Origin of the sequence: Aneurinibacillus aneurinilyticus ATCC 12856 (genome assembly GCF_000466385.1) — a bacterium.
In the GTDB taxonomy this organism is placed as follows: Bacteria; Bacillota; Bacilli; order Aneurinibacillales; family Aneurinibacillaceae; genus Aneurinibacillus; species Aneurinibacillus aneurinilyticus.
Genome location: NZ_KE952787.1, coordinates 1 through 11,296 on the forward strand (window position 1 = coordinate 1; position 11,296 = coordinate 11,296).

13 protein-coding genes and 1 pseudogene are annotated in these 11,296 nt (G+C 38.3%); 2 read left to right on the top strand and 12 right to left on the bottom strand.

The window, feature by feature from the left end; genetic code table 11:
- Window positions 1-85: 85 nt before the first annotated feature.
- Window positions 86-640, top strand: coding sequence for a DUF4253 domain-containing protein (locus HMPREF0083_RS26410; protein ID WP_021621734.1), 555 nt, complete (start codon window positions 86-88; stop codon window positions 638-640).
- Window positions 641-822: 182 nt separating this feature from the next.
- On the opposite strand, the gene HMPREF0083_RS12390 is transcribed toward HMPREF0083_RS26410, so the two are convergent.
- From HMPREF0083_RS12390 to HMPREF0083_RS12400, 3 genes are all read right to left on the bottom strand, one after another.
- Window positions 823-1,533 (bottom strand): aspartate/glutamate racemase family protein, encoded by a 711-nt coding sequence (locus HMPREF0083_RS12390; RefSeq protein WP_040302590.1) that lies wholly within the window; start codon window positions 1,531-1,533, stop codon window positions 823-825.
- 202 nt (window positions 1,534-1,735) lie between these two features.
- A complete protein-coding gene (locus HMPREF0083_RS12395; RefSeq protein WP_021621737.1) occupies window positions 1,736-2,383 on the bottom strand; it encodes a hypothetical protein in 648 nt (215 codons plus the stop codon).
- Window positions 2,384-2,472: 89 nt separating this feature from the next.
- Window positions 2,473-2,892 (bottom strand): GNAT family N-acetyltransferase, encoded by a 420-nt coding sequence (locus tag HMPREF0083_RS12400; RefSeq protein WP_021621738.1) that lies wholly within the window; start codon window positions 2,890-2,892, stop codon window positions 2,473-2,475.
- Between the two features lie 407 nt (window positions 2,893-3,299).
- Here HMPREF0083_RS12400 and HMPREF0083_RS12405 point away from each other — a divergent pair, with 407 nt between their 5' ends.
- On the top strand, window positions 3,300-4,064 hold the full coding sequence (locus tag HMPREF0083_RS12405; protein WP_021621739.1) for a GNAT family N-acetyltransferase: 765 nt from the start codon (window positions 3,300-3,302) through the stop codon (window positions 4,062-4,064).
- Window positions 4,065-4,257: 193 nt separating this feature from the next.
- Here the strand turns inward: HMPREF0083_RS12405 and HMPREF0083_RS12410 are convergent.
- The 9 genes and pseudogenes from HMPREF0083_RS12410 to HMPREF0083_RS12445 all read right to left on the bottom strand — a co-directional run bounded on the left by HMPREF0083_RS12410 (window position 4,258) and on the right by HMPREF0083_RS12445 (window position 11,054).
- A protein-coding gene (locus HMPREF0083_RS12410) for an IS3 family transposase (protein ID WP_248931314.1) occupies window positions 4,258-5,408 on the bottom strand; the annotation gives its coding sequence in 2 pieces (ribosomal slippage) (window positions 4,258-5,153 and window positions 5,153-5,408; 1,152 coding nt in all).
- 266 nt (window positions 5,409-5,674) lie between these two features.
- Window positions 5,675-5,934, bottom strand: a pseudogene (locus HMPREF0083_RS12420) (glutamine-hydrolyzing GMP synthase); the annotation flags it as partial.
- 84 nt (window positions 5,935-6,018) lie between these two features.
- Window positions 6,019-6,648 carry a DJ-1/PfpI family protein gene (locus HMPREF0083_RS12425; protein WP_021621742.1) on the bottom strand — a complete coding sequence of 210 codons (630 nt, stop codon included), beginning with the start codon at window positions 6,646-6,648 and terminating at the stop codon, window positions 6,019-6,021.
- Window positions 6,649-6,972: 324 nt separating this feature from the next.
- Complete coding sequence (locus HMPREF0083_RS12430) at window positions 6,973-7,386, bottom strand: DUF4064 domain-containing protein (RefSeq protein WP_021621743.1); 414 nt, start codon at window positions 7,384-7,386, stop codon at window positions 6,973-6,975.
- A gap of 151 nt (window positions 7,387-7,537) precedes the next feature.
- A complete protein-coding gene (locus HMPREF0083_RS12435; RefSeq protein ID WP_021621744.1) occupies window positions 7,538-8,110 on the bottom strand; it encodes a TetR/AcrR family transcriptional regulator in 573 nt (190 codons plus the stop codon).
- A 315-nt stretch (window positions 8,111-8,425) separates the two neighbouring features.
- Window positions 8,426-8,560 (bottom strand): hypothetical protein, encoded by a 135-nt coding sequence (locus HMPREF0083_RS29755; protein ID WP_021621745.1) that lies wholly within the window; start codon window positions 8,558-8,560, stop codon window positions 8,426-8,428.
- A gap of 66 nt (window positions 8,561-8,626) precedes the next feature.
- A complete protein-coding gene (locus HMPREF0083_RS28055; RefSeq protein ID WP_021621746.1) occupies window positions 8,627-8,764 on the bottom strand; it encodes a hypothetical protein in 138 nt (45 codons plus the stop codon).
- On the bottom strand, window positions 8,761-10,320 hold the full coding sequence (locus HMPREF0083_RS12440) for an elicitor-associated permease-like protein (RefSeq protein ID WP_021621747.1): 1,560 nt from the start codon (window positions 10,318-10,320) through the stop codon (window positions 8,761-8,763). The genes HMPREF0083_RS28055 and HMPREF0083_RS12440 overlap by 4 nt, the downstream gene beginning before the upstream one ends.
- 11 nt (window positions 10,321-10,331) lie before the next feature.
- Window positions 10,332-11,054, bottom strand: a complete 723-nt coding sequence (locus tag HMPREF0083_RS12445) for an ABC transporter ATP-binding protein (RefSeq protein WP_051354643.1) — start codon at window positions 11,052-11,054, stop codon at window positions 10,332-10,334.
- Window positions 11,055-11,296: the final 242 nt, after the last annotated feature.

The following is an 11,296-nucleotide window of genomic DNA, read 5'->3' on the forward strand; positions in this document are numbered from 1 at the left end:
TCGTCAGGTTTTAAGTGGTGGGTAGTTCACATACCACTGTATAACACTTGACAAGTAATAAATGTAATTTTTCAGGAGGATATTTATGAATCTTGTAGAGGCTGTTAAACAATTAGAAACGCTCGCAAATCAACCTATCCGTTCCTATTCTACTGTAGATTTTGGAAGAGGGAAGAAGGAAGGGACATATTCTGTTTTAGTAAATTCGATTGATGCATATGATATTATCACATCCTTGCGTTCAAAACTAGAAAAGGGGCTTATCGTCTTTATAGGAACGACCAACTTTCTTGCCAATAATGCTCCTGAGGATGAAGTCGTAGAAGTTGTACTCGCAGAAGGGGAGTCACAATTTGATATTTTACGTATAGCAGAAACGGATGCTTGCAATTACGATATGATGACAGAGGAATTAATTAAGAAGTTGCAAGAATATGACCGAGCCTTTGGAATCGACATTACCCAGGCGGAAACGGATACTGTACGATTCTTCTTAAAAAATGAACCGGAAGACTGGACATGGTTTTGTAATGATTTATATGATTTTTGTCCAGATATTGTTGATCAAGGATGTGGCAGTCTAGAGGTTCTAGAGGAAGAAATTAAGAAAAGAAAAGCCGTATCCCTCTGGTGGGACTAGCATTTTTCAAACGGAACCCAGCCATATTACCTTGATGGCAATATGGCTGAATCCCTCGAACAAAAAGAACACGAACCTTCTCTCTAAAATAAAGGAAGGACTCAGGGCGCATCCACCTTCTTCTTTTTTCCGAATCTCCTCCTTCCAACCACCTGAACTTTTGTTACTACGTCAAGTGAATTCTATGTAAAAGATAATGATTTATATTCTTCGTTTAAAGAAAAATCAAGTGCAGCTTTTGCATGCAAAGATAAAGTATCTAATACCGGAATAGGACAAATGTTTTGCGTTATTAATAATGGCAACTCAGTGCAGCCCAGGATGACTCCTTCTACATGATAGCTTTGTACAATATCAAGCATTCTTTTTCTCGTTTTATCAGCAAAAATATTTATGACCAATTCATTAAAAATAATTGAATTAATCTCATCCTGGTGAGCTTCATTTGGAGTAATGACCTCTATATTATATTTTTTGAAGACCTCCTGATAAAAGGTTGCTTGCATTGTATATTTTATTCCTGTTAGTAAAACCTTACTCAACTTTAGCTCTGTTGCTCTTTTGGCCGTTGACTCTACAATACTTATCATTGGTACATTTATTTTATTTAGCACTTCATTAAAAACAGAATGTGGTGAATTCGCTCCCATAATGACAAACTCAGCCCCCGATTTTTCAAGCGCATGAATTCCCTTCACAATATAATTAATATACTCCTCTGTTCTATGCTCATTCTCTAAATCGGTAAAATACTGGAAGTCCAGGCTATTAATTCTAATTTCAGGATAATAGTAATCATTATACCTTTCATAATATAAATCAGTAATTTTTTTATAATATTGAATGGTAGAAGCTAAGCTTATTCCACCAAGTATTCCAATCGTTTTTTTCAATTTAATCGCTCCTTTATTCACATTGTTTCTTTTGTAATATGAACTTCTTCACAACGAATACATGGCTAAGTTTTTCAGTGAAATGTGAATACTAACAATAAACCCTCCTTAACAAAATATTGAATATATTGCTTTCTTGATATGTAGTATATCACATATCAGATGGAGATTCCTGTTATTTCCGCTATTGCTCCATTTTTATTCATCTCCTACATACCCGAATGCCCAATTCGTCCAGCTCTGCCAGCGCCGCCGTAGCATCTCGCCCCGGATTAAGCACTGTAATTATCTCTTCGTTAATAACAACACCGTTATACACTTGCCTAACCACTTGGAGTTGGAGCGACTTGTCATAGTAGCTTCTGGCCCATTCCACATAATCTTCAGCGGTATACCCCAGCCTTCCAAGCAAAAAGTCAGAACCATCATCTAGGCCCTCCGGGTTCTCAACTTCTCCTGTTCTCCACTCGGCATCGTATTTCTCCCGCCACAGGCAGAACGTCACATTCTCTTTCTCGAACGTATCTGTATCCAGATAAGCAACAAGACTAGCTGGTACCTCATCGTACATACCTGGCCATACTCCGTATTCCTCACCTGCATGCGGGCTTAATGGCGACAGATGATCGAAGCCCTTGATAAGAATTCCCTCTGGAGCAAAGATGATATATAAATCATCTCCTGCCCCATTATCGATGATTCCAAGTGAAGCGCTATCAGTCCAGTATGGTTCATAACGGTGCACACGCTGCCACTTTACTGAACATAAGATCAAATCGAGAGCAGCCAAAACCAATATCCGCTGCTTTACATCCTCAGGCTCAAACATAGCACTTTTCCATTTCCTCATTTTTCCTCCTCCTTCAGCATTCTCTCCGTAGCTTCAATTCAATTTTGCGGCAGCTGACTATAACCACACCCTCATATGTGACAGAAGCCTTACGTTAGCTTAAAATAAATAATCTCCGGGTCCCCTTCGTCTAAATTTTCAACAAATCCACTACGAATAAATCCATTTGCTTCAAATACTTTTTGCATATTTATATTAGATTGATTGGTTGAAGAAAAAATTTTTTTAGTTGGCGATATATTTTCAAAATACTTTATTAGGAAGGTTGCATATCCTTTTCGCCTTTCTATCGGCGATACTATTACTAAGGAAATAAAGCTGCAATCAAAGAAATGGGTATTAAATATTAAAAATCCTACAATAAAGTTATCCTTTTTTGCAACTAAGCATCTTCCTTCCTCAATGGCCTCTTTTATATATTTTCGTCTACTATCATTACCCATTACTTCGCTATCAATTTTTACTATTTCCTCTATATTGTTTAATTGTGCTATTACAACTGTTTTCAAGTAAAAAAACTCCTTATTATATATTCTCGTAATAAGAAAATATGAAAGTGAGGTCGGAAACTTGATATGGCTTTAGTCGTGTGAAGTGTCAACTTGTTATCTTTCTAGACCGGTATAAGCCATTCCATTTTCTTCAGTATAAAGCACCCTCTCTTGGTTTAACATCCTAACCCCTCCTTTTCACAAGAATTGCAGCCTTATTTATTCTCCTAACACGCTTTAAGAATTATTCAGTGAGGTTAGCTTTGTTCAACAAATTGCACAACACATCGTCATATTATGTGTAAAATGAACAAGACGCTTATCACAATAAAATTATTTAGAAAAAGATGAAATATGGTTTATAATGGATAATTAAAACGTTTATATTCATTTAATTAGCCTATGGAAAAGGTGGAGGAAGAAGTTTGGAGTATATTCAACTAACAAAAAACAATATTGAATACGAACATATATGTTGTGCCTTAGGTGCCAAACAATATAAGCAGGCAGTAAACGAGAAAAAAAATTGGCTGACAGATCGAATGGATGAAGGATTAGTGTTTTATCGCTTGCACGAACGCGCAAAAGTATTTGTTGAATATTTACCCGCAGACAAGGCATGGGTTCCTATTGATGCACCTAATTATATGTATATTGATTGTCTTTGGGTTTCTGGAAGATATAAGGATAACGGTCATGCAAAACAATTACTAGATAAATGCAAAGAAGATGCAATGAATCGAGGTATGGATGGGATTGTACATATTGTAGGAAAGAAAAAGCTTCCTTACTTAAGTGATAAACGTTTCTTTAAACATATGGGATTTGAAATTGTGGATCAAGCAGAACCTTATTTTCAGTTAGTCGCATTAAAATGGAATGACAGAGCAGTTGTCCCCTCATTTAAACAACAAGTAAAAGATTCTTTGGTTAAGGAAAAAGGAGTTGTAATTTATTACACAGCACAATGTCCCTTCGCTGTCGGTATTTTAGAAGATTTAAGAAAAGTAGCAAATACTAAAGGAATTAACTTTAAAACGTATAAGTTAACAACGAGGGAACAGGCACAGAATGCACCAACTATTTGGACGACTTTTGGTCTGTTTTATAATGGAGAATTCATTACACACGAAATAATGAGCGCAAACAAATTTGAAGAATTGCTAAATAAGTTATTGGAGCAAGGGTGATGGAAAATCACCCTCCATCCCCCTCCAAGGACATTCGGGACCGTTAGTAGTATAGTTTACAACGAATGATTATGAACAATCATAAAGTGTTGTATATATACGCAGTATTTTTATTCTATATATAAGATTAAAGGGATCTTGCCGCATCGCTATGTACCTCTGTCAATAGAGTAGACACAAAGAATCGAGAAAATTATGCGGCAGATCGGTACATACGTTCGCACTCATTGGGCGTAGAATACCCAATCGCGGAATGGATTCGTTTTCCATTGTAGAAGCAGGTAATATATTCAAAAATGCGTTTCTTGGCTTGCTTGCGTGTTTTGAACTTCTCCAAGTAGACAAGTTCTTTCTTAAGCACACTGTGGAACGATTCAATACACGCATTATCGTAGCAGTTCCCTTTGCGGCTCATACTGCCTTTCATCTTGTAGGTGCGCAGCCGCGCCTGGTAGTCATGAGAAGCGTACTGGCTGCCGCGATCCGAATGATGCAGAACCTCTTCGCACGGTCGCTGCTGGCTGTGGGCGCGGTCCAGCGCCGTTAACACGAGTTCTTTCGTCATTCGCTCATCCATGTGAAATCCAACGATTTTACGACTGTACAGGTCCATGATGCTTGCCAGGTATAGCCACCCCTCATCGGTCGGGATATACGTAATATCAGCCACCCAGGCCTTGTTTGGAGCGGACGGATTAAACTCGCGGTTCAACACGTTCTCTTGGACAGGCAGGTTGTGCTTCGAGTTGGTTGTGGCCTTGTATTTCTTCACCGTGCGAGAACGTAAACCCAGCTCCTTCATGATCCGAGCGACTGTTTTCTCGGACACTCGTATGCCCTGCTTGTGCAGTTCTTTTGCTACTTTGGGGCTTCCATATAATCGACGGGATTCTAGAAAGATACGACGGATCCGCCGCTCCAGCTTGCGACGTCGCTTTTCACGTTTGCTGGCTTTTCGCTGGGTCCATTTGTAATAGCCGCTTCGGGATACTTCAAAGGCTTCGCACATCTTCGAGACTCGGCACTTGAAGCGATGATCGTGGATGAAGGCATAGATCAGCGCCGGTCTTTGGCGAAGTAGTGCATCGCCTTTTTTAAGATGTCGTTCTCCTCTTCCAGATCACGAAGGCGTTTCTGAAGATCTCTCATTGCTTTATCGTCGGCTTTCAGTTGCCCACTGCCTGGAAAGGCCTGTGCGCCGTCTTTCTTGTATTCCGCCATCCAACGATACAGGGTGTTGTCGCTGATCCCCAGTTCGCGGGCGACCTGCGCCACCGCTTTCCCTTCTTCCTGGATCATCTGAATCGTTTGCAGTTTAAATTCTTTATCGTATTTTTTCGTCATGGTAGCACCTCGAATTTGGATAGATTCATTTTACCCGATTCTCGGTTCTCCATGTCTACTTTTTAGTCTAGCAGCACTATCAAACTAAAATTTTCCGGTACCCCAAAACGAAAAAACACTATTCTTTCTCTAAAATAATGAAAGAATAGTGTTTTCTATGAATCTTACAATCACATCCCGTTGTTGGGGATCAAACTCCGTACAATTACTATCGGGAATACACTCTTTATGTACGGAAGCGAAGTGAAATATTGCCGGATTTCTCAATCGAAGTCAGCCTGTGCGATTTCCTCGTGCAGAATCGCGTCGGATTCACGAACAATCATCAGCTTTGTCCCCAGTTACTTTGCCTAGCACTCAAATGGCCAAACCCGGTCCAGGGAACAGCCCGGCACCATATGATAGATTCAGGCAATCCACACATCTTACCAATTTTGCGGACCTCGTCTTTGAACAGAGCCTTCTGCGGCTCAACGGGCTTAAACTTAATATCTTCTGGCAATCCGCCAGCATCATGGTATGATTTTCGTGACATATCATTCTCACTGCCTTAGGGGATGACATACGTACGATCCGGTACCTTTCCGGTTCAAATCTATAACTTAAGAGCCTATTCGTTTCCCGAAATTGAAGGCGGTTGTACACGATTCTTAACATTTTGGAATCCCATTAATTTTTTTACATAGTTACAATTTTCTTCTGATGTTAATTGTTCCAAAAGTTTAAATGCTACATCGAATGCTGTAGACGGGTTATAGGAAGTTATTATGTTCTTATCTATTACAATCGGTTGGTTAACCACATGAACACCATACGTCGCCAATTCCTCTTGTCTTATTCCATCTTTCAAATTGTATGTGGTTGCCTTTCTACCATTAAGCACTCCACTTTTCGCAACTGGAAGGGATGCCACACAGACAGAGGCGATAATTTTTTTCGCTTGATCAAATTCCCTAATAATATTAAGAAATTCCTCACTATAAGCATCCTGATAAAAACCGGCTTCTTCAAATCCTCCTGGAATTGCCAATGCGTCAAATTCATCTACATCTACCTCATCTAGTGTCATTTCGGGAATAATTGTGAAATTAAATGTACATTTTAATTTATCTCTAGTTCCAACAGTTACCAGCTTAGTCGAACCATCTCCTGATAACAGATTCCATCCAATGACATCTGTAAATACGCTTGCCTCGACAGCTTCAAAACCATTTGCAAGAAGTAATAAAACTTTTTTCATGGATGTACAGCTCCCCTTATTCAATTACAAACGATATAGCGAGAAGAGAATCAAAAATCGCAATAAAATCGAACCAGTGCATTGCCATATTTTATCAAGGGTGTTGATTATCCAGTACAATCTAGGGCGGATCGTCACCACAAAGCGGCCGTGTCTCTTCCTTGTGAAAAAAAGACGGGGGAACACGCCAACACTTATTCTCTTAATGGCGGTTTCATGTAGACTTGCTATGCAAACTCAGCTCTCACCACATCGCCATCAATTTAAGAAGAAAGCTCACCCCCAAAACGAAAAAAATTCGCTATTTGTCCTTAGATTACAACCTTACTTACCCAATTGCTTGCTTTTTCCTATATTTGGATTTCTAACCAATACCATAACTCCTGCTATACCAAAGAACATGGCAGGAATGAATCCGAACACCGAAATAATACAAACCACCACCGAGCTAAGAATAAGTATCCAGCCTGTGAGTTTCGGGCCACCGTTACCTTTCAACAAGATAATAGCTATAATACTTAGTGCAATGCCGATAATTCCGGGGAGAACCCACATCGTTCCCGCTTGATTCATCTGCTCGAGCGAAGTAGCCACTTGGCTTTCACTCCAATTGGCATGCAAATAGTTCAAATAAGCTTCATCATCTTTGCGGTATAAGAAAACTAAGCCGATCACGATCATAATAAGACTCGATGCGCCTCCAATGATGCTTAACACGATTTCCCCTTTTCGTTTCATGTTAGAACCTCCACTTTACTATTTTTTATCAAGAATGCCCGATGTATCTTTGCCTGATAAAGAAGTATCTTGACCTGCATAACGTCCAAATATGAATGAATATTTTATAATTCATTCATATTTGGACAAAAAAAGACTACATGTATTCACCCTATTTTTTGAAATCCGTTAAGCCTTTCATGATAAACTCCGCCAAATACTGTATCAACTGTGGAAAATGACGAATCCCAATTTCTTCCTTGTGTGTATCGATATATGCTAACGAGTCAAAAAAGGCGGGCAAAAGTTCATCATCAATATCCTCTCGTATTGCTCCTTCAGCTTTCCATTTTTTAAATAATCCAGTGTATAAGCTGCGGATGGAATCATCATCTCCTTTGACTTCTTCATAGTAGTGTTCCAGTTCCCGAAAAAGATCCCGGTTATACCATTCCTTAAGTATTTTATTTGAGTTCATAGCACCGATGTTCTGCTCCACTATTTGTCTCACAAGCGTTACGGGATCTTGATTCATGTCAAGAGATTCGACAATACGCTTTTTAAATTTCTCGTTTTCTTTAATATAAATCTCAAAAAACAATCTCTCTTTCGAGGAATAGTAGTTATAAAAAGTACCCACCGCTATTCCCGCCATTTTTGCAATATCTGAGATATTCGTGTCTTTGAATCCTTTGGAGTGAAACAATTCCCAACCACAATTAAAGATAATCTGTTTTTTATCCATCTGTTACCTAACCTCTTATGAATGAATATTTTTTTATTCATTCATATTAAAGCATAATTGCATTTTTTTGTCAATCTTCACCATAGAGAAGCACATTGGTATACACCATTTACAATCAATTGAAGTCATGTGGCCGTCCGGTATGACCAAACGGAATTAGGTGCAGCTTCAGGTAGTCTTTTCGGAATATAACCCAGCAACGTTTCGGTGGTTGTATCTGATCACTTGATGAATTAACCCCCGAACTTTGGACACATACACTCTTATTCTCTCGTTTACGTAAAATTACGTTGTTACACACGAACTTCTTTGATTTTAATCGCGTTTTCTTGATTTAATTTCTATGAGTCCGGTAAATGCAATAAAGAGATGATTATTAGCCTCTCCTCTTCCAATTTTAGATACACCAACTAGATATACTAATTTAGATTTGCCGATAAGTTCAATCATGAAAAAACCTTCTCAAAATATGGATTTGAAGAGATTATCCTACAGCATCATTTCGACCAGGAGGTGCTATTTTTTGAAAAAATCCACCACCGGATCTAGAAGGCCTGTAAATTTAAGCACGAGAAAAACAATACATAAAATAGTAAAGAATAAGCTGATTTTCCCCGTTTTTTTTGGCTTATCATTTCGCTCTTGGTCTGTCATACATGATTCTCCTTTGGTTGATTGATATGGATTCGTGTGCTTCTGTAAAACATAGCCAGCACAAGTAAGCATACAACGATCAGGATACCACCTGTATAGAGAGATAAGGTGAAGCCTTCTTCTACTGCATACATCAGAAACCCAGAAAGAAAACTGAATAATATCAGTAAAGGAATATTCCATGCCAACATGTAGTAGAAAATAGTCCCAGCTAAAGAACCATTGTATCTGTATCCGGAAAAGTTTTTGTTGCTTTTGTGAATAACTCGGGATACCAATACTTTCGAGGATATATAGGTCATGAATAGCAATTGCACTAGGCTAAAGAACAGATATTCCCAGCGAACCGATTCGACTAGGCAAATGAAAGTGATAAAAGTACCGGCGACCAAAGTTGAAAGCGTAAAAAGGAGAATGATCCGGCTTTTGAACAAGTTTTCAATATCAAAAGGTATAGAAAACAGCAGATTCTTATGATTTAAATCATCTGTTTGCAATACATTTAAAGTGATAGACACAATGATCGCAATAAACACACTTATAAAAATGGAGAAAAACACACCTAACGAAGCGAATTGGATTCTGATTTCAAGTATGCTGGTAAATAAGATAGGTGTAATGTAAACCGAGAACAATTTGGGTGACCTGATCAGATAAAGAATATCTTTTTTAAGGAAAGCATTTTCTACATGCTTATTCAGAAATGCAGACAATTTGCTTATGTAAAATGATTTCTCCAAATCCCTGGATGAAACAGATAGCAGTCCTTTCTTATAACAAAAACTGGTCAAAGAAAAAGCCAAGAACAAGAGAATGAGCATATTGGCGATGGAAACCAAAGAAAATATTCCTATATCAGCACCAGTGATTTGATTCGCCAGCATATATTCCGGATACTTAAATAGGACATGAAAAATCCCTTTCAACAAATGGTCCTGAACCAAGAAGAAGGATTTATAATTTTGCCAAAATACAATAATGGCTATAACACCAACCGAGGCAATAACAACCAAGGTATAAGCTGCTGTCTTGAGTCCTTTCCCTCTAGTAAACATATATGCAAAGGCAAATAAGGTATGGGCAAAAAAGCTTGATACGATGGCTACAGCCAAAACCTGAGGGATGGTGATGAGAACAATTCCGAAATGGATGTTGCCGGCAAAATAATTGGCTGTAACAAATGGGAGCAGGAATATACAGCCAAACACCAACACATCAAAAGCAACGATAAAAAATCTCGACAGGATGATTTGAGAGTTTCTGATAGGTGCAATGAGCAGGATTTCACGCTCCGGAGCAAGGAAATATTCCTTGTAATATTTTTTTACGGCAGATGATAACGAAATCACATAAACAAAAGCAAATACACCCATAGCGTACTGATTCATGTTGTCCTGAATACTTTGCGGGAATAACTTTATAATGAAATACACAATGGCCGTTACAATGGCAATTAAAATAAAAAAAGCAACCTTATCAGCTAATGCTTCCGCACTAGACTTTCTATGGTTACTATTAAGTTTGTATTTGAATGATAAGTATTTAATGAAATTCATGCAGTTTCACCTCATTTCTCAACAACCGAGAGCAAGTAGTCCTCAACAGAAGTGAGCGCTTTGCGTATGTCATTTACTGCAATGTTATTTCGAACAATTTGTCCCTTATCAATAATCGTTACGGAATCGGCAATCTCCTCGATAGTATCCAAAGAGTGGGAGGAAAGAAAAACAGTCCCGCCATTTTGAGTATATTCATTTAACATCGTTTTGAATTGTTTCATACTTAAAGGGTCCAAACCAAGCGTTGGTTCATCATATACCAGCAGTTTCGGGTTATGAATGATAGAAGATATAATGGCAACCTTCTGTTTATTCCCTCTGGAAAGAGTTTCTATTAATGTGTTTTCATATTCTTCTATTTCATAATGCTCAATGTATTTACGAATAATTGATTCGATTTCTTTTTTATTATCCATACCATACAAGTAGGCTATAAAGTTCAAGTGCTCAAAAACGGTAAGTTTTTCGAAAACAGCTGGATAATCTGGGCAGTACCCTATGTATTTTTTATATCCAGGATCTTGATGGTTGATTCTATTATTTAAAAAATAAACATCGCCTTCATCGGGTAATTCAATTCCCATAATGATCTTAATGGTGGTTGATTTTCCGGCACCGTTTCTACCTAAATACCCACAAATGGTTCCGCTTTTTATATGAAGAGAATCTATGCTAAGAGCGCACTTTCCATTATAAGTTTTTTTAACGTCTTCTAGGCGTAAGATATTCAAAATAGCAATCTCCTTCACAGGTTTAGGCAATTAATTATATGATAAAATTTTACATATTAACCATCAAGAGTAAACACCTGTCGTCTTAAAAATGATCTTTTTCTTCCATTAATTCTATAACACGCCTGTTGATTGTCCAAAGAGGAAAAGGCCACCACAAGCCTTTCGTCTCCCCTTTCCGAGCGATTGCCCTGGCCAGGCGGGACCTTAAAACACGCAATACCCTCGTCGTTTTTGATTCA

Excerpts from the sequence above, each read along its gene's own strand:
- HMPREF0083_RS26410 (WP_021621734.1), top strand. The coding sequence starts at position 86 with ATGAATCTTGTAGAGGCTGTTAAACAATTAGAAACGCTCGCAAATCAA.
- HMPREF0083_RS12395 (WP_021621737.1), bottom strand. The coding sequence starts at position 2,383 with ATGAGGAAATGGAAAAGTGCTATGTTTGAGCCTGAGGATGTAAAGCAG.
- HMPREF0083_RS12425 (WP_021621742.1), bottom strand. The coding sequence starts at position 6,648 with ATGAAAAAAGTTTTATTACTTCTTGCAAATGGTTTTGAAGCTGTCGAG.
- HMPREF0083_RS12430 (WP_021621743.1), bottom strand. The coding sequence starts at position 7,386 with ATGAAACGAAAAGGGGAAATCGTGTTAAGCATCATTGGAGGCGCATCG.
- HMPREF0083_RS12435 (WP_021621744.1), bottom strand. The coding sequence starts at position 8,110 with ATGGATAAAAAACAGATTATCTTTAATTGTGGTTGGGAATTGTTTCAC.
- HMPREF0083_RS29755 (WP_021621745.1), bottom strand. The coding sequence starts at position 8,560 with ATGATTGAACTTATCGGCAAATCTAAATTAGTATATCTAGTTGGTGTA.
- HMPREF0083_RS28055 (WP_021621746.1), bottom strand. The coding sequence starts at position 8,764 with ATGACAGACCAAGAGCGAAATGATAAGCCAAAAAAAACGGGGAAAATC.
- HMPREF0083_RS12440 (WP_021621747.1), bottom strand. The coding sequence starts at position 10,320 with ATGAATTTCATTAAATACTTATCATTCAAATACAAACTTAATAGTAAC.